The 18,722-nt window shown below is 52.4% G+C and carries 14 protein-coding genes; 9 read left to right on the forward strand and 5 right to left on the reverse strand.

Features of this window, described 5'->3' with window-relative positions; all coding sequences use genetic code 11:
• The first annotated feature begins 204 nt into the window (after positions 1-204).
• The 4 genes from ACQ4M4_RS26340 (at position 205) to ACQ4M4_RS26355 (ending at position 6,026) form a co-directional block, all read left to right on the forward strand.
• The gene (locus tag ACQ4M4_RS26340) at positions 205-1,527 is read left to right on the forward strand and encodes a sulfite exporter TauE/SafE family protein (protein ID WP_430687458.1); all 1,323 of its coding nucleotides are present in this window, start codon (positions 205-207) and stop codon (positions 1,525-1,527) included.
• Positions 1,528-1,985: 458 nt separating this feature from the next.
• The gene (locus ACQ4M4_RS26345) at positions 1,986-2,522 is read left to right on the forward strand and encodes a P-loop NTPase family protein (protein WP_430687459.1); all 537 of its coding nucleotides are present in this window, start codon (positions 1,986-1,988) and stop codon (positions 2,520-2,522) included.
• A 50-nt stretch (positions 2,523-2,572) separates the two neighbouring features.
• A complete protein-coding gene (locus tag ACQ4M4_RS26350) occupies positions 2,573-3,517 on the forward strand; it encodes a hypothetical protein (protein ID WP_430687460.1) in 945 nt (314 codons plus the stop codon).
• Positions 3,518-4,628: 1,111 nt separating this feature from the next.
• Entirely contained in the window at positions 4,629-6,026 is a 1,398-nt protein-coding gene (locus tag ACQ4M4_RS26355; protein ID WP_430687461.1) for a hypothetical protein, read from the forward strand.
• A gap of 132 nt (positions 6,027-6,158) precedes the next feature.
• Here the strand turns inward: ACQ4M4_RS26355 and ACQ4M4_RS26360 are convergent, their stop codons facing one another.
• A complete protein-coding gene (locus ACQ4M4_RS26360) occupies positions 6,159-6,470 on the reverse strand; it encodes a hypothetical protein (RefSeq protein WP_430687462.1) in 312 nt (103 codons plus the stop codon).
• Positions 6,471-6,625: 155 nt separating this feature from the next.
• Between ACQ4M4_RS26360 and ptsP the strand changes: the two genes are divergently transcribed.
• The 3 genes from ptsP (at position 6,626) to nagB (ending at position 12,502) form a co-directional block, all read left to right on the forward strand.
• Positions 6,626-9,184, forward strand: coding sequence for a phosphoenolpyruvate--protein phosphotransferase (gene ptsP / locus ACQ4M4_RS26365; protein WP_430687463.1), 2,559 nt, complete (start codon positions 6,626-6,628; stop codon positions 9,182-9,184).
• Between the two features lie 126 nt (positions 9,185-9,310).
• On the forward strand, positions 9,311-11,137 hold the full coding sequence (gene ptsG, locus ACQ4M4_RS26370) for a glucose-specific PTS transporter subunit IIBC (RefSeq protein WP_430687464.1): 1,827 nt from the start codon (positions 9,311-9,313) through the stop codon (positions 11,135-11,137).
• 579 nt (positions 11,138-11,716) lie between these two features.
• Positions 11,717-12,502, forward strand: coding sequence for a glucosamine-6-phosphate deaminase (gene nagB / locus ACQ4M4_RS26375; RefSeq protein ID WP_430687465.1), 786 nt, complete (start codon positions 11,717-11,719; stop codon positions 12,500-12,502).
• A 37-nt stretch (positions 12,503-12,539) separates the two neighbouring features.
• On the opposite strand, the gene ACQ4M4_RS26380 is transcribed toward nagB, so the two are convergent.
• The 3 genes from ACQ4M4_RS26380 to ACQ4M4_RS26390 all read right to left on the reverse strand — a co-directional run bounded on the left by ACQ4M4_RS26380 (position 12,540) and on the right by ACQ4M4_RS26390 (position 15,536).
• A complete protein-coding gene (locus ACQ4M4_RS26380) occupies positions 12,540-13,310 on the reverse strand; it encodes a class II aldolase/adducin family protein (protein WP_430687466.1) in 771 nt (256 codons plus the stop codon).
• Between the two features lie 284 nt (positions 13,311-13,594).
• Positions 13,595-14,428, reverse strand: a complete 834-nt coding sequence (locus ACQ4M4_RS26385) for an acyl-CoA desaturase (RefSeq protein ID WP_430687467.1) — start codon at positions 14,426-14,428, stop codon at positions 13,595-13,597.
• Between the two features lie 709 nt (positions 14,429-15,137).
• Positions 15,138-15,536 carry a DUF4346 domain-containing protein gene (locus ACQ4M4_RS26390; RefSeq protein ID WP_430687468.1) on the reverse strand — a complete coding sequence of 133 codons (399 nt, stop codon included), beginning with the start codon at positions 15,534-15,536 and terminating at the stop codon, positions 15,138-15,140.
• Between the two features lie 451 nt (positions 15,537-15,987).
• On the opposite strand from ACQ4M4_RS26390, the gene ACQ4M4_RS26395 reads away from it, so the two are divergent.
• Positions 15,988-16,443, forward strand: a complete 456-nt coding sequence (locus ACQ4M4_RS26395) for a nitrate reductase associated protein (protein ID WP_430687469.1) — start codon at positions 15,988-15,990, stop codon at positions 16,441-16,443.
• A gap of 68 nt (positions 16,444-16,511) precedes the next feature.
• Complete coding sequence (locus tag ACQ4M4_RS26400) at positions 16,512-17,495, forward strand: methyltransferase domain-containing protein (RefSeq protein WP_430687470.1); 984 nt, start codon at positions 16,512-16,514, stop codon at positions 17,493-17,495.
• Positions 17,496-17,574: 79 nt separating this feature from the next.
• On the opposite strand, the gene ACQ4M4_RS26405 is transcribed toward ACQ4M4_RS26400, so the two are convergent.
• Complete coding sequence (locus ACQ4M4_RS26405) at positions 17,575-18,564, reverse strand: hypothetical protein (RefSeq protein ID WP_430687471.1); 990 nt, start codon at positions 18,562-18,564, stop codon at positions 17,575-17,577.
• Positions 18,565-18,722 lie beyond the last annotated feature (158 nt).

Consider the following 18,722-nt stretch of genomic DNA (forward strand, 5'->3'; position numbering starts at 1 on the left):
GATAGTTGGTGGGTAGCTGCCTGCAAAAATAGCTCGATGCCAGGGCTCTTTTCTAAACAAACAGAGGGAGAGAGGAATGACAGTTCATTGTCACTCTTCTCTCCCTCTCCCTTTGGGACTCGTATTTTCTAATGCTCTTTGTCAGATGAGTATTGCTATTAGCCAATAGTCTCTAAAGTCCCTAAATCAAGGATACTGCTATATATGGTGGATTTGTGGCTAATAGCAGCGCTGGGTTTTTTGGGTAGCTTTGGGCATTGTGCTGCGATGTGTGGGCCGATTGCGGTTGCCTTTTCGCTGGCGGGCGATCGCCCTAATTCTGCTGCGGTCGCCGAAGATGCAGATTCTAAGGCTGATTGTGATCGATGGCATCACCTGCAGTTTCATTTGATGCTGAATGCAGGGCGCATTGTGAGCTATGCGCTGGTGGGTGCCACGATTGGAGCGTTAGGTTCGGTGCTTTTAGCGGGGGGAAACTTAGCGGGTGTGGGTAGCAGTCTTCGGCAAGGGATTTCGCTACTTACGGGTTTGCTACTGATTTGGATGGGACTTAGTCAAGTTAACCCTCATCTTTTGCCCAAATTGCCTTTGCTCAACCCAATGGCCCAAGGGAGACTGCATGAGCGGCTGAGTGCAGTTATGGTGCGATTATCTTTGCACCATCGCTGGTGGACTCCGGCTCTATTAGGTATGGTATGGGGGCTCATTCCATGCGGATTTTTATACGCGGCGCAGATCAAGGCGGCAGAGGCAGGAAGCCTTTGGCTGGGTAGCGCAACGATGCTGGCTTTTGGTTTGGGGACCCTGCCAGTGATGTTGGGGGTTGGTGCTTGGGCTAGTGCGGTGAGTGGCAATCGCCGCAGTCAGCTATTCCGAATGGGTGGCTGGGTCACATTGGTTATTGGGGTTTTGTGTGTGTTGCGAACCGGCAACACCATGACTGACTATACCGGATATCTGGCGCTGCTGTGTTTGGCACTAGCACTAGTGGCGCGCCCAGTGAGCAAACTGTGGGCGTTTCCCTTGCGCTGTCGCCGTGCCCTCGGTGTGATGGCCTTTGTGCTGTCTCTCGCGCATACCATTCATATGGTGGAGCATAACTGGGGCTGGAATTTTGAGGCAATTGCATTTTTGCAGCGGCAGCGGCAGTTGGGTTTAGGATTGGGGGCGATCGCCCTGTCTTTTATGCTTCCGGCTGCACTCACGAGTTTTGACTGGGCACAGCAGCGCCTAGGCCGCACTTGGCGGCAAATTCATTTACTTAGTGTTCCGGCTTTGGTGCTGTGTGGATTGCACTGCATTTTGACGGGGTCTCACTTTTTGGGAACGCTACAGCCTACTGCAGTCCATTGGGGGCGATCGCTTGGCGTTGGGCTTCTCGTGGTGGTCACGCTACTGGTGCGCTGGCGTACCCTATGGCGTATCGGTGGACTTGCAGATCGCTACACTTCTGCTCCCTCAGCCAAGGTTTCAACGCCGATGCATACGACACCTCAATGCAGTAAGCCCCACACCCACAAACATTAGCGGTTCAGATTTTCCCAAATTTGCTGCTGTGAGCCCGCCCAAATGACTTAATCGCATTACTTATAGGACTTACGCATTTCATCCGAAAAACCAGAAGCTTGAATGATGTTTGGGGCGCTAAGCGCCCCAAACATCATTCAACTGCGTAAGTCCTGACTTAATCGCATGAATTGCGAACCCAATTACACGCTTGACCAACGTGCTCCACAGCGAGCACAAGTCCTAGGCGATCGCCCCCATCCACCTTGGTCAACTGCTGTATTTTGGGCTGAAAGTGGATGACTACCTATTGACGGAATCATATAGGTAGTGTTTCATGGGGATGAAAATTCAAAAATAACGCTACATTTAAGTTCACGGATTAAAGCGATTTTACTCTGAGTGTACTAATGTATTAGTATGCGGGTGTGAAGTCTCTCTTTAAACCGGCTGCCCCTACTGTGACCGACATTGTACCTATGGTTTCCCAGCTTGAAACGCCAATTTCTGACTTGAACCGTCAGCTACCAATTCCTATTGAAGGCTTGGTTCAAGTTTTTACCTGTCCTCACCGCAGCTTCTTTACGAATGTGATTGCGCAAGCACTACGTATTGCAGGACAAGGAACGCCCGTGTTGGTTGTGCAGTTTTTAAAGGGTGGCATTCGGCAAGGATTAGAACACCCCGTGCGCCTTGGGCAGCATTTGGACTGGTTGCGCTGTGACTTGCCCCGCTGCATTGACACGCCCCAACTGGAAGAGGTTGAAACCAAGGCACTGATGCAGCTTTGGCAGCATACAAAATCGGTGGTGGTCGAGGGTAAGTATACGCTGGTCGTGCTCGATGAGTTGAGTCTTGCAATGAACTTTGGCCTCATTTCTGAGGCGGAAGTGTTGGAATTTTTGACGACTCGACCTGCCCATGTTGATGTGATTTTGACAGGGCCAGATATGCCAGCCGCTATTCTAGACATTGCGGATCAAATTACTGAGCTGCGACGCACTCACCGCCCCTAGGGTGGAGTGGGGTTAGTTCGCATTTTGGCTCAGGCAAGAGGAATACACTCATGTCATACTCACTGCTGAGTCGGTTTCGGGGGGCGATCGCCGGTGTGGTGCTCGGCCAGTATTTGGGGACTCGGTGTGAGACTGAGGGCTGGCAGAGGCCAGAAGTTGCCCCCGATTTGAGAATGCGATCGCTGGCGGATGTGTTGCTTCAGCAGGACGGTGTTGAGGTTTTGGCAGGATTGCAAACGTTAGCCTTGGGTGGTGTTGAAGAGACAGCGATCGCCCTGGTGCCTCTGGCATTGTATTGGCACGATGCGCCATCTGCCTTGCAGGCATCTGTAACTTACCTGGCTCAGCAGGGAAATTGGTTGGATGAGGTGCACGACAGCACGCTCATTGTGGTCACCTATTTGGCACAATTATTGCGTGATGGCGATCGCCCAGGACCGCCATCATTAACGAAACGGCCCCAGCAGCATTTGGCCAGCATGGTTGATGAGATCAGGCCCCAGCTTTGTCAACCAACCATAGAAAAACAATTGCAATCCCTGCTGATATCGCTGCAGCAGGGCCATAGTCAGGCGATCGCCTTTCCTGCTAGTTCCGATTCTGGGGTACTGGAGGCTACGCTCATAGCCTTATACGGTATGGCTTCAACCCCTGCCGACCCAGGCATAACCTACCGCCGAGCGGTACAGACCTCAACCTCACCAACGCTAACCGGAGCGATCGCCGGAGCCCTAAGCGGGAGCTGGAACGGTATCGCGGGAGTGCGATCGCTCTGGCATCAGCATCTTGGAGCTTCCTCTCAATCCGCTGGAGCTTCCTCTCAATCCGCTTACGCTATCGATCCCTGGCTCACGTTGGCCGATCGCCTGTTTGCCCTATGGTGCGGACTGTACGACCCAACTCATGAGCTGTCTTTATCCGATATGGCACCCTTGGCGATCGCAGTTCCTTCTGCAACGGGGCTTGTTCACGCTGCACGAATGTCCAAACCCTAGTTGCGCTCCGCTCAACAGGAGTCGCTGCTGGATTCGCTTGATGCATAGGGTGATGGGCTTCCATGGCTATAACCGCTGCTATCCAGCTCATGAGCAGCCGTCAAATCAATGGTGTGAGCAGTAGACTCCCCAATGGTTCAATCTTGTCATGGCGCAGGATCGGGTGTTTGCCCCACGAACGAGATTAGGACTGATGCACGTCACCCGAAAAACCAGGAGGTTGAATGATGGTTAGAGCGCTAAGCGCTCTAACCATCATTCAACTGTATAGGTTCTGTAGCTGTAGACCGGTTTCATGAACCTTTGTTGGGTAAGGAGGAACTTGCCCTTTGCAGCCCTCAAACTAGAGGCTGATAGGTAGCGTATCGATGCCATGAAGTGTCATCTGTCTCAAGGTCAATAACTGGTATGAAGTGAGGGTAGTGAATCTGGGGTAGATTTGTCCGCAATTTTACGGACTACGCTTATAATCGGACTGAGCAGCCAAATTCATACACTGGTTTTCAGCGGCGATCGCCACATTGCCTGATATGGGTCGCTTTTACGAGTTCGCAGGTTAGTGTGATTAGGCAAGTTGCTCGCTACCTAAGAGGTGCATGCTTCTTCAAAACTTCCAACGAGCATCATTTCAGTTGGATAACCAATCCCATCTCAAGCCAGGAGTTTGCTAAGTTTGAGCCTTAACGGAACTAAACTTAGGGCTCATTTCATGAGAACTAGACTTCGTTAAAATGAAATGGCCAACTTTCCGTAATAAATCGGTATCCCGTCGTTGGCTTCTATACCTGCATAAGTCATCCTACGATTTTCTTAGATGGGTTTGTTAACGTAGTAAACTTCAGCTCTTAAAGCAAACACTGGTACGCTGTTCAATCTGCTGGAGCCAACTTCATCGCTATTAGGAATTGATAGCGGTGAATATCCGCAAATCAATAGCTACCCGGTGAAGTGAATCGTTGAACCGTTAATTGGGTCGTTGATTTTGTCATAAACATGAGTGCTGAATTCACCAGATTGGGAATTTTTACCTCACCAGAATGGATGAAGTCTCGGCCAAATTGGGCGCTATAAAGTAGCGCATTTAGGGCGCATCAAAACATTGGGTAGTGTGATGGTTGCAGAGCATATTCAAAAGCGGCGCATCTCAGGAAAAGTGGAGAGAAATCAGCTCAATATTCCCAAAGCACAGGAAACGATTTACAACTATCTGATTGAAATCGTAAAAACCTGGCCACCAGAAGACGTGCTGGGCGAGTTTGATCAACTCTTTATTCAGCACGCCAATACGGTAAGTTCCGATACGCTGCCGTCGCTTTACGAAATTGTGTTTGCGAATCAAGAGCAAGAGTTTCGCAATACGCTGAAGCGCTCTTGCTATATCCTGATCAACAACTGGGACCTAGCTCGACACCACGCCTCCATTCGCAAGCTCATTCAGCTGTTTGAAAGCCCGATCATTGCCAAGCCAACGATGTCGCCAACGTTGCGGCGAATGCGGCAGTGGCTTAAAAACTTTGTTGATAGTGACGATTACGCGCAACTGTGTCTTTTTGCGGCACGCTACGACGAAAAGCATGTCAAGCATTGGTCCGAGCGCTATACCTCGTACCTGTTGGTGCCTCAGTATATTGATTTGAATAATCCTGCGGAGCAGCGCCATGCTGCCCGAGCTTTGTCAAAACAGCTGAAGGAAAAGTTTAAGTTTGACTTGGCAATGTATACGGCGCGATCGCAGCTCACCAGCGCCATCGAAAAGCCACCGGCCAACCCCACCTCGCTGGGCGATGATGTGCTTCGGCTCATCAAAATCATTGTGGTGCGTAAGGGAAAGTTTAGCTACACCAACATTGCCAATATATTTCTTAAGCAAACGCAAAACGCTCGATACACGGACTTTAAGCGCAGCTTTTTGAACTATTTGTTGTTTTCAATTGAAGATAACGAAGTCAAAGAAACGTTAAGAACCCAACTCAGCGACAGACTGCAAGTCCTATATGCCGAGCATCAACACTTGCCCATTGATGATGCACTGCTGCTGCGCACATGCAATCGCACAATCGAGTTTTTGACCACCGAAACCCATGAGGAGCCGTCTCCGCTATTTATTCAACTGTTGTCTCGCGGCAATCCGTTGACGCTGGTGGTGCTGTTGCTCAAAATTATTTTGGTGTGTCGGTACGCGCGCACCAACCTCGAAGCGCGCATTGCCGACCTCGTTCACTACTACAAGGACTGCACCGAAGACGAGTGCCAGTGGGTAATTCAGTTCTTCGAAATCTTCGACATTACCATGACAATTCATGCCGAAAATGTCGAGTTTAATTTGGTGAATATGGGAGAAGAATTTCCTCCTAGCTTGGATGAACCCTTATCCGAAGGGCAGAGCTACCGCATCTTTTCGCAGGTTAAGGGTGGGCCAACTTCGGAGCAAGAGCTGGATGCCATTGAGCAAAAGATTATTGATATGCTGTCGCTCGATCAGATGAAGGCGAACGGAGCGGAACCATAAATGAACGGGTTTTCGCAAAGAAACGTTGCAGCAGATCCTTAAAAAGCCTTAAGACAGGGCAGTTTGATCCAAAGATCCTTTCCAATAGCAGGGGAAGGGCTGGGTGTAGCCTTTGGGCCATTCCATAGTGATTCAGTAGTTGCTTGTCGGAAAAAACGATGGCGCTGAGGCCTTGGGGACTCTAAGGGCTGATGTGGCCCCTTGGTGCCGATAGTTTGCGCGTGGAGGCTCTGTATAGCTTGATTCTAGGCAGAGCTGCTCTGGGCAAACGGGTTCTGCTGTAGAAGCTCGATCTCCTGTGGGGTTGGCTGTGGCTGTGGGATGTTGCATGGTGGCGGCGATCGCCCACAAGAATCGGTTGGCGCTGGGGCTGCTTGGAGCCATTTTTCCCGGATTGAACTGATGCAGCCGACCCCGTTCGTTGTGGGCTGAGTTTCCCAACAAGGGGTTCAAAAAACTTAGAACGCTGCACAAAATGCATCAGTTTGCTGTATTTGGGGTTAAAGATGCTTCTTGAGCGGGTTTTGATGAAGCGGGATCTGCTGATTTCATAAAACTACAGTTTATTCGTTTATCACATTTTGTTTTAGGAGACCTGTATGACTCAAACGCCAACACCGATTTCTGCAGCGACGGGTGTATTGTTGGTGGCACCGCTGTCTGGTTCCATTCTGCCCATTGAGCAAGTTCCGGATCCGGTCTTTGCTGAAAAAATGGTAGGGGATGGCATTTCGATCGATCCGGTGAGTCAGGTGCTGGTGGCTCCATGTGATGGCGAAATTGTGCAGATGCACCCATCGCAACATGCCGTAACGCTGCAAACGGCAGAGGGCATCGAAATTTTGATGCACATTGGTTTGGATACGGTGACCCTGCGCGGTAAAGGATTTACCCCCAAGGTGGTTGTGGGCGATCGCGTGAAACTGGGTGATCCGTTGATTGAGTTTGATGCGGATTATGTGGCGCTCCACGCCGTGAGTTTGCTGACGCAGATTGTGATTGTGAATAGCGACCAGGTGGCGCGGTTTGTGCCCAAGGCTGGCCAAGTGTTAGCCGGACAAGATCTTGTATTGGAACTGCTGCTGTCAAAGGCTGGAACAACCGATACGAGTGCCATCTCCTCCTTGCCTGTGGTGACTTCTAATGCCATCCCGGTGCCCAATCCGGTGGGGTTGCACGCACGTCCGGCGGCGGTGCTAGCCAATTTGGCCAAGCAGTACCAAGCGGATGTGCGGTTGAAGAAGGAAGACAAATCGGTTAATGCCAAGAGCGTAACGGCGTTGATGGGCTTGCAGGTGGGCTTTAAGGATGTGGTGAGTCTGGTGGCTCAGGGGCCAGATGCCGAAGCTGCGATTACAGCATTGAGTGAGGCGATCGCCAACGGATTGGGTGAAGAAGGCGCGACACCCATGGTCTCGACAGCTGAGCCGAAACCCGTGCCCCAGCCCGTGACCCGTCCCCGATCGGATGATCCCAACACCATTTTGGGGGTGGCGGCTTCTCCAGGGGTTGCAGTTGGCTATCTGCATCAGGTGCGCCAGCAAGAGATTGAGGTTGCCGAGCGGGGCGGCACATCGGATGAAGAAAGCCGCAAATTGGAGCAGGCGATTGCCCAGGCTCAGCAAGAAATTGCCGCCCTCCAGGCCAAGATGCAGGCTGGGGAAGATGCAAAACAGGCAGACATCTTTGCCGCTCATCAGGAAATTTTGACTGATCCCGACATGCAGGACACAACGGCTGAGGCGATTATTCGTGGTCAAAGTGCGGCCTACGCCTGGAAGCAAGCTTACACAACCCAGGCCAATCGGCTAGCCCAGCTCAAAAATGACCTACTCGCACAGCGGGCAAATGATTTGCGGGACGTGGGACGTCGCGTTCTGCGAATTTTGACGGGGGCAACGACGGAGGCGATCGCCTATCCAGACCAAACGATTTTGGCTGCTGAAGACTTAACCCCATCGGATATGGCCACGCTCGATCGCTCCAAAGTGGTGGGATTTTGCACCATTGCTGGCGGGGCAACTTCGCATGTGGCGATTCTGGCGCGATCGATGGATATTCCGGCGATCGCAGGCGGTGAGGAGCGGCTGCTAGAGGTGGCAAACGGCACTCCGGTGGTGTTGGATGGTACACGGGGGCAACTGCGGCTGAACCCATCTGCCGATGAGATGGAGCGCACTCGCCAGCGCCAAGCCCGAATTGCCGAACGGCGACAGGCCGACCTTGCCGCAAAAGATCAGCCCGCCATCACCACGGATGGCCACCGCATGGAGGTGGTGGCCAATATTGGCAGTTTGGCCGATGCGGAAAAATCGGTGGCGCTGGGGGGCGAAGGCGTAGGTCTACTGCGCACGGAATTTGTGTTTATGGAGCGGGCCATGGCTCCTTCCGAAGAGGAACAAGCCGACATCTACTCCAGCATTGCTAGGGCACTGGGCGATCGCCCCCTGATCATTCGCACGCTGGATGTGGGGGGCGACAAACCCCTGCCCTACCTGCCCATGCCCCATGAGGAAAATCCCTTTTTGGGCGATCGCGGCATTCGGCTGTGCTTTAGCCGACCAGATCTCATGCGAACCCAGTTCCGCGCCATTTTGCGAGCTTCATCCCACGGCAATGTGCGCATCATGTTCCCCATGATTGCCCGATTGGAAGAACTGCGACAGGCCAAACAGGTGTTGGAAGAAGAGCGTCAGGCTTTAGGCGTTGCGCCGATCGAAGTTGGCATCATGATCGAGGTTCCTTCTGCGGCCCTCATGGCCGATCGCCTGGCCTCCGAAGTCGATTTCTTCTCCATCGGCACCAATGACTTGACTCAGTACACCCTGGCCATGGATCGTGGCCATCCCAAGCTGGCTGCCCAAATCGACGCCCTCGATCCGGCTGTGTTGCGGCTGGTTGATCTCACCGTCAAGGGCGCGACTCAACATGGCAAATGGGTGGGTATTTGCGGCGGCATGGGAAGCGATCCCCAGGCGGTTCCCATTTTAGTAGGGTTGGGCATTCAGGAACTCAGCGTCAGCATTCCCACCATTCCCAGTATCAAAGCGCAGGTGCGTGGCCTTGGGTTGGCTGAGTGCCAAGCGCTGGCCGCCCAGGCGCTGGCCGCCGATACTGCCGTGACTGTGCGCCAGCTGGTGCCCTTGCCGGAAGAATAGAGATGCTTGACCGCCCTCACAATGCGACATGGCTGGAGGCTGCTGGGGTGGTTCTTCAGCAAATTTGTGGCTAGGAAGCCAAACAAGACTGAATCCATGACTCAACCGTTTTGAGATTTGAAAGCTATGTGGAAAAAAGCATTTGCGCTGCTTCAGCAGATGGGAAAAGCCCTGATGCTGCCTGTGTCGGTTCTGCCAGTGGCTGGACTTTTGCTGGGGATTGGTGCGGCGAAGTTTAGTAAGCCTGAGGCGTTTTGGTGGATGCCTGAATGGCTGGCCACGATTATGCGAAATGCGGGGGATGCGATCTTTGCTAACCTGCCGCTGATTTTTGCCATTGCGGTGGCGATCGCCTTTACGGCGAATGATGGAGTATCGGCCCTGGCGGCAACTGTTGGCTTTGCGGTGTTTCTGGCGGCGTTGGGGGCTGCTTCTACCACGCTGTGGGGGGTCGATCCCGAGATGCTAAAACCCGTGATGGGCATTCCTACGCTGGATACAGGGGTGTTTGGCGGTCTGGTGATTGGCTGTATTGCCGCTTACTTGTTCAACAAATTTTTTCGGATTCAGCTGCCGCAGTATTTGGGCTTTTTTGCTGGAAAGCGGTTTGTGCCTATTATTACGGGATTGGTGGCGATCGCCCTGGGCATTCTCTTCAGTGTGATTTGGCCCCCCATTGGCAATGCCATTGATGCGGCGGCCAATGCGGCAGCCCAAGGCAACAATGTGCCCCTCACCGCTGCAATTTACGGCATTATCGAGCGGGCGCTGTTGCCGTTTGGGTTACATCACATTTGGAATGTGCCTTTCTTCTTTGAGATTGGTTCCTATACCGATCCCAGCACGGGGCAAACTGTCACGGGAGATATCAACCGCTTTTTTGCGGGAGATCCAACGGCTGGTATTTTGGGTGGGGCTTACTGGTTCAAAATGTTTGGCCTCCCCGCAGCGGCGATCGCCATGTGGCATAGTGCCTATCCCAAAAATCGCGGTCGGGTCAGTGGGCTTATGCTCTCTGCTGCGTTTACCTCGTTCCTAACGGGCATTACCGAGCCGATTGAATTTTCGTTCTTGTTTGTGGCTCCCCAGCTCTACATTGCCCATGCGTTTATGGCTGGCTTTTGCGACTGGCTGTTCCAAATGTTGGGCGGCAAAATGGGCTTCACTTTCTCCCATGGCTTCATCGACTTTGCCTTGTTCAACACGTTGGGCACCAATGCTTGGCTGATTATTGCTTTTGGCCCCCTGTTTGCGGTGTTGTACTACGTTGTCTTCCGCTTTGTTATCAAACGGTTTGATCTGAAAACGCCGGGTCGTGAGCTGGAAGAAGAGACGTCTGAAGCAGTTTTGTCGGGAACTGGCTCAACTCTGGCTAAGCAGCTGGTGATGGCCTACGGCGGTCGTAGCAACATTGCGGTGCTCGATGCTTGCATTACCCGGTTGCGCATTACGGTTAACGATAAGTCTCAGGTGAGCAAGGCTAAACTCAAGTCGCTGGGTGCGTCGGGTGTTTTGGAGATGGGGAATAGTGTGCAGGCGATTTTTGGCCCACGTTCCGAAAACTTGAAGACCGACATGATTGAGTACTTGCAAACCGCAGGCGATGAGGCGGATCAGGTTGAAGCGCCAGACGTGGCAGAGGCCAGTTTGACGGAGCAGGAAGAGGCCGCGAGTGAAGTGGCTACGGCATCTGTGGATGCCGCCGCGCTGAGCCGTGTGCAGGATATGGTGGCGGCGCTGGGCGGCAAGGCCAATATTCGACGGGTGGATCCGGTGGCGTTGACGCGTTTGCGGGTTGAGGTTGAAGATTCGACGCGGGTGAATGAAGAGGCGTTGCAAGCGGCTGGGGTGCAAGGGGTGCTAAGGCTTGAGGGGGGTGTTTTGCATGTGCTGGTGGGGTTGGGGGCGGATCAGTATGCGGAGGAGATGAGTCGTCGTTTGGCGGTGGTGTAGCTTTGTCAGGACTTACGCATTTTTGTTGTGTGTGGGGTGCGAAGCACCCCACACACAACAAAAACACACTAGATTTGGTGGACTTGGCGTAAGCCCTGTTTGTTCTGGCGGTGGGTGTTGTGAGAATTAGGTTTGTGCTTGGGGGCGCGTCGCCCCCCAAACCCCCTGACTGGGAGAGACGGCAGCCCGTCCCTCCCAGACCCTCCCTCGGCAAAGGGGATGTCGGTGAGTGGTGTTGGGCCGCTTCGCATCGGTTGGGGTGAGAGCAGGTTTGGGATGGGTGGTGGTTTACCCGTTTTGGGCTAGGACTTACGCAGTTGAATGATGTTTGGGGTGCTTAATGCCCCAAACATCATTCAACCCCCTGATTTTTGGATGAAGTGCGTAAGCCCTAAGGATTTTGGGCCTAATGATACTTGAGTCTTGGATAAGCTGAAGTGCCCATTTTTGCGTGCGCGTCGCGCACGCAACAATGGGCACTTCTAAGGGTTGCGCGTCGCGCAACCCTCAGAAAAGCTCTTAACCGAAGGGGTAATCGCTCTCGTGCAATGTTGGTAATGCTAGGGCACGCTTGGGATTATGCAACTAGTGATTCGTGAGTCTTCGACGGCGGTTGGTCTTTGGGCGGCTCGCTATGTGCAGCAGCGCATTCAACGGTTTGCTCCGACGCGCGATCGCCCGTTTGTGCTGGGGCTACCCACGGGTGGCACTCCGGTGGAGATGTATCGCCACTTGGTTGAGTTTCATCAGCAGGGCGAACTCAGCTTTGCTCATGTGGTTACGTTTAATTTGGATGAGTATGTTGGGCTGTCTGCGACGCATCCCCAAAGCTACCATGCCTATATGAATCGCCACTTGTTTGACCATGTGGATATCCCACGCGATCGCACTCACCTTTTGAATGGGAATGCCGCCAATATTGAAGAAGAATGTGCGCAGTACGAGGCAGCCATTCAATCCTATGGAGGAATAGAATTGCTCATTGGCGGTGTGGGAATTGATGGCCATATTGCTTTTAACGAACCGGGTTCTTCGTTGCGATCGCGCACTCGCATCAAGGCACTCACGCAAAGCACCAAGCAGGCCAATGCTCGATTTTTTGGAGACGATGTAGAGCAAGTGCCACACCATGCACTCACCATGGGAGTGGGCACCATCATGGATGCCAACGAAGTGATGATCATGGCACAGGGCAGCAAAAAATCACTGGCTGTGCATCATGCAATTGAAGGGGCAGTGAACCATCTATGGACGATCTCAGCATTGCAGCTCCATCCCCACAGCACCATCATTTGTGATGAAGAAGCCACACTAGAACTGAAGGTTAAAACCGTTCGCTATTTCAAAACGTTGATGCAAACGTGATGTCTCGTCGTATGGCACCAGGGTCAAATGACTCTGGTTAGTCCAACAAATCGGGCTCTTCGCGCACAATCTTGTCATACAAGGGTTGAAAGCAAAACCAGCCAATGTGGGCGTTGCCGACCTGGGTTTGGGTTAAGCGAGCAACATCCGGCGGAATCAGGTGGGGTGTCCCTGCTGCTTCTGCCATGACCTGCACTTGGCACGATCGCTCCATGGTAATAAACCACCACGCGGCAGCATCGACTGTTTGACCAACGGTTAGAAGCCCATGATTTTTCAGAATCATGGCTTTGTGGTGTCCAAGCGCTTGAGCAATGCGATCGCCCTCGTTTGGGTCCAGCACCACCCCGGTATAGTCATCAAACAACGTATGGTCTTCGTAGAAGCTGCAAGCATCCTGCGTGAGGGGATCGAGCTTGCGCCCCAAGCAGGACCACAACTTGCCATAAGTTGAGTGGGAATGCGCTGCAGCAATAATGTCGGGGCGATGGGCATGAATAGGCGCATGAATCGCAAATGCGGCTTCGTTAATGGGGCGATCGCCCTGCACAACCTCACCACGATGGTTGACCAAGACCAAATCCGACACGCGAATGTGCCCAAAATACATGCCAAACGGATTTACCCAAAAATGGTCTGGCATAGCGGCATCCCGCACCGTAATGTGACCAGCAATGCCTTCATCAAATCCATAGCGAGCAAAAAGCCGGAACGCTGCCGCCAACCGCTGCTTCCGGTGTTGCCGTTCATCCTCCACCCGCTCAAACACAGGCGGAGTCGGAATGCTCAATTTATGCTGCACAGTCATAAGCACACGAGATCCCTATGGATGCTCTCATTACGAACTCTTTCATTGTTGCAGACCCATCTTGAGCTTTTGAACCCTTCTGCCAAGTCTTAAGGACAAGACCGACGCATTTTAGCTGAGTGTGAATTGAGACGAACCCTACAACCACCAGACGCATCACCCAAACGCATAAATCCAGTCAAGATCATCAAATCTCCCCAAATAAGGTATCGCCCAAGTCTTGCCAACCTAAGCAAGACTTGGGCGATATGCTGAATGTTCGGAATGAGCGCACTCAGGCTAAATTAGCTCACCAAATCAGCTTGGCGAGTATTGCTAACTTTCACCTTCGTTGCCAAGCCCAGTTTTTGCAACAGCCAAATGGTGCCCCACACCATATCGACTTCCCACCATTTCCAGCCATAGCGAGCTGAATGTTGGCAAGCATGGTGGTTGTTGTGCCAGCCTTCACCAAAGGTGAGCAATGCCACCCACCAGTTGTTGGTTGAAAGATCATCAGTATCATGGGTGCGATAGCCAAACATGTGGCAGGCGCTGTTGACAAAGCACGTGCTGTGAAAGCCGATAAACAAACGCACAAAGATGCCCCACACCACAAACGGCATGCCGCCTAGCAAAAAGAGCAACACACCCAAGGCCACTTGCAACCCAATGTAGTTGCGATGGCAAAACTTGTAGAACGGATCGTTGGCAATATCTTGAGTAAAGCGAGGGAGCGAGCTTTGCATGGGAACTTCATGCATGAGCCAGCTAATGTGGCTCCACCAAAAGCCTTCAGAAGCACTATGGGGATCTTGGGTTTGATCGGTGTACATGTGATGCATGCGGTGGTAGCCAACCCAGCCCAGTACGCCGCCCTGTCCGGCCAGGGTTCCACACAAAATAAAAAAGTACTCCAGCCATTTGGGGACTTGTAGGCTGCGGTGCGTTGCCATGCGATGAAACCCTAAAGAAATGCCGAGTCCAATCGTCATCCAATACAGCAGTAGGGCAACTCCAATAGCCCCCCAGCTAAAGTTGCTGGGAAATATCGCCAACAGCGCCAGCAGATGGAGCACTACGGTAAAAAAGATTACCTTCCAGCGAGGACGAGGTGAATTCGAAACGGCAGCAGTCATGCGATAGTTTTCCTGTCGTGAATTTAGATGTCGTATTGCTATTCGAGGGAGGAGGTTACCTCGAGTTTGTCAAAACTTAGTTGTGATCAAATGGGGAATGTGATCAAACCAGGGTTTGGTATGACATTACCAAAAGCGCGATGGTACACGGGTGTGTACTGTGCAACATTATTCAACTGCATACGTGCGTTTGGTGCTGCAATCACGATGAAGATGATTAAAAACAGCCTAGCTGGATCAGGACTGACAACAGTCTACGAAATCTCGAATATCCGTAGTGTTAGGGTGTTTGGCATCTCACACACTGCAAATGCATGGGTTGTGTGTGGGAGCCTTGCCAGATGACAAACGTGCCAAGAGCGATTGGCAACCGTTCATCGCCAGAGAGCAAATTGGCTCACCTATCAAGCCTATGACTCACCGCTGTCCGCTAGGGTTCCAATGCAAGAAACATGCAGAACAATACCATACCTGCATGCGCTTCTGGGCATGTAGCTGTTTAAGACTGCTGCAAATCGGCAAACTTTATCTTCAAGCTTGCTGCACGTGTACAGGCCTAGGAGGTTGGGCTGATGTTTGACCGATTAAACATCAGCCCAATTCCCAATCTCCAAACGTGATTGGGTAAAGACAACCGTGGGTGGAGACGCAATGCATCACCACCCATAGGAAAAAAGTCCTGTCAAACATTTCACTTTGGGAATGTTTTCTAGTCTTGAACGTATTCCTCACCTGAGATGAGGGCCTGCTCAGCTCTCATAAACTCACGACCTAAATATGCAGCGTGATCAAAATAGCTAACTGGGCAAGGCTTTGTTTTTTCAAAAATCTGAATGCAGAGTTCTTTTGCCGTTTTGCCAGTGTAAATCGCTTCGGCGGTGCGAGTAACTTTGCCCCGGACAGGAATCGGTTTGCCGGTTTCGGGATCGACCGCCAGCCCCCGTTCGTCAATGATGTTGGAAAAGTGTTTTGCACAAATCGACTCGGCTTCACGATCCAGGTAGATGATGAAGTATCCCTGTGGATCGAGGTCAATAAAGCGGTTAGAAAGTCGGCGATCGAGTTCGGCCATTCTTTCGGCCATCGAGTTCATAGCAACCTGAGTCATGCTCGAATGTTCATACTAAGCCAAACATCTATCATAACGTGGTACTCCTCAAAGGATTGCGATTTTGGATGGGGTGGTAGTCAGTTCCAATGGGGTAAAGCTGTTAAGTTCTGGGAATGTTCGGTATTGTAGGAACATCTGAAGGGCCAAGAACGCCAGAACCGTCGGGAAAAAAGAGGGGCTACAGAGCAGGGGATACAGGGCAGGATAATCATCATGCTGGGAGTGCTGTATCTGGGGCAAATTCAGGAGATTTTTTGGCTGCCTGTGCCCGTCGGGGAGGACATGGCAAGCAGGATTGGAAGAAGGTGCTGCCAACCCTTGTTCCAGCTGCTTTTAGGCTGCTATTAGACTGTTAATTGGCTAATTGGCCGTCAGCCTGATGTTTGGCCTTTTGTCTGGTGTGTTATCCAGTCTGATGTGTATCCGCTTCCCTTCTTCTCTGTTCACTATGTTTTTCAACTTCGAGTCCGATTTTGTCGAATCTCTCCGCTGCATTCCAATGACGGTGCGGCTCAAGCTAGATACCTGTGGGATTAAGCTCAAGTTGGATCAGTGGAATCGGCTGATGGTGAGCGATCGCCAGCAGCTCATTAGTCAGCCCTGTACTGCCCCCGAAGAAGTTGCCAACTATCGGGCGATGGTGCAACAGTTGGTGCAAGAGCATACGGGACAAGTGGCCTCAGAGTTACCGATTGATCTGGCTCCCCCCTGGCTGGATGCAACCGTGGTGCCCGACAGTGTGGAAGAGAAAGCGCGATCGCTCCAACTCACCATTACCCAAGCCGATTGGGCAAAGCTAAACCCCACCCAACGGTTTGCATTGATCAAGCTCAGCCGTTCTAACCACGAAAACCAAAACTTTTTGCCAGCTCTGCGGGAATTTGGCCTGGTTGAGGTGCAGTAGACCGCCCCAAATTGAGCTACGCTGAAAACCAGAATTGTTTAACATCACGCTTAAAACAACGGTTTCTCATGACGGCTACGGCACCTACGGCAAACCCATCTTCAACAATCGATAAGTCCAACAGCCTATCGGCTCGTATGGCAACGCGTTTGGTCAACAGCATTTTGGCGATTAAGCCAGTGTATAACGTTGCCAAAACTCGCGCCCGCAATATGATGATTCAGCGCGCTGAGTCGATTGGCGTGTACTGGCATCAGGAAGTTGAAGCGCTGCGATCGCGCGGTGGTGAGGCGGAGTTTTCGCCCCAGTGGGAAGCCGACTTGGCCGCAATGACCAACCCCAATGTGCAATATCCAGAGTATTTTCTTCAGTCGTTTCACGCTTACGAAGAAGGCAACATGGGTTGGCTGCCCGCGATGGAAGTGGAGGTTGCTGCCTATGCCGTGCATGCTCGCATTTGGCCGGGTGCCGATGCCGAGGGTGACGCTCGTCTGCGTCGCAGCTACCACGAGGCGCTAAAGCCCCAGCTTGCCCACGAACCCAAGGATGTGCTGGATTTGGCCTGTAGTGTGGGCATGAGTACCGCTGCCCTTCAGGAAGCGTTTCCCCAAGCCAACGTGACAGGACTGGACTTGTCGCCCTACTTTTTGGCGATCGCCAAATACCGTGCCCAGGCTCAAGCTCAGAAGCCTATCCACTGGGTTCATGCTGCTGCCGAAGCGACAGGATTGCCCAGCGCCTCGTTCGATTTGGTTTCGGCTCATTTGCTGTTTCACGAACTGCCTCAGGATGCGGCGATCGCCGTCTTTCAGGAGGCACGTCGGCTGCTGCGTCCCGGTGGTTATCTTGCCATTATGGATATGAATCCCCAGTCGGAGATCTACGCCAAGATGCCGCCCTATATCCTCACATTGCTAAAAAGCACCGAGCCCTGCTTGGATGAGTACTTTGCGCTTGATATTGAGCAAGCAATTGAAGATGCTGGGTTTGAGCGGCCCACCATGACCTGCAACACGCCTCGCCATCGTACGGTTGTTGCTCGCGCTCGGTAAGCTCTACCTGTTGACAACCTGCAATCGGATAGAGCGATCGCTCTATCCGATTTGCGTAAAGCCGGGTTTTGCAAAAATCCTAGGGGCGACGGCCAACGGTTTCCGCTTGCTCTGCAGGCTGTACCATCTCCTCGCGGGAGGAAACCGCAGCCCAAACCAAAGTGCCGCCCAAAACCAACAGAGTGAGCAATAGCACGCTGCCCAAGCGACGAACTTGACCCCGCAAACGGCTAATCTCTTGAACATATTGGTCCAACTGTTGGGTGGTGCGGTCAGGCAAGGGTGCGATCGCACCACCTGCTTTTGAGATAGCGGGCATGGGCATCCGCTCAGGAAACTCTGCTAAATCCTCGGAAAGGGCGATCGCCGCCTCAGCCTGCAATTCTGGCACGGGCTGCCGCATTGCACCATTGGTTGCCTCATGGGATGAACCAAACGGCGATGTCCCGTTGGGCGGTGCGCCAACTCGCAGCGCATTGCGGGTTTCGGCTATCACTCGCGGGGTAATGGTTTCAGCAACTTCCTCCATCACCTCTGGCACGATCGCGTTGACCATTTCCTCTACCACTTCAGGAGAAACCCCATCGGCGATGAGACTAGGCTGGGGAGGTTGGGTTGTCGGAATGCGCCCGCCCGTTTGCAATGGTTGAGGGACGGAATGGCTTGTATTGTCTTCCGTTAATGCTTCTTCCACCGCTTCCACGGCTGGTGGAATGGGCTCTTTGGGTTCTGCTTCAAACTTGACTTTGGAATATAGCCAGTCTGCAATCAACTTGGGGCAATTCTTTTGTACCCAGCGGGCCGCAAACCGACGGGCCAAAGGCTTGGATAACTGCGCCGCGCCGCGCGACAGTCTCTTGAGGGGACGGGATTTGAGCTTTTGGTGAATGATGTTGGCAACCCCAACGTCATACAAATTATCAATAATCAGCTTCAGCGTGATCTCTTCGCGCCGAAACATGTTGTCGAGCATCAGCATCACATCCTGCATCCGCTCACGCTGCTCTCGAATCTCTTCGGGCGATCGCCCTTCTGAGAAATCCTGCGGTGCTGAAGATTGCTGTGCCATAAGGTTGGGACGAGTTGCGTAACGGGCTGAAAGAATCTCTCAGGAAATGGGGTGAAAGTTAGGCCAAGCAAACGATCGCCCTTTTCCTATCAAGATACCCAAATGCTATCACCGTTCTTTTCAATTGAACTTCTCTCCCTAGAGGGAATATAGCGATC

It is taken from the genome of Leptolyngbya sp. AN02str (genome assembly GCF_050565595.1).
Lineage (GTDB): Bacteria > Cyanobacteriota > Cyanobacteriia > Elainellales > Elainellaceae > Kaiparowitsia.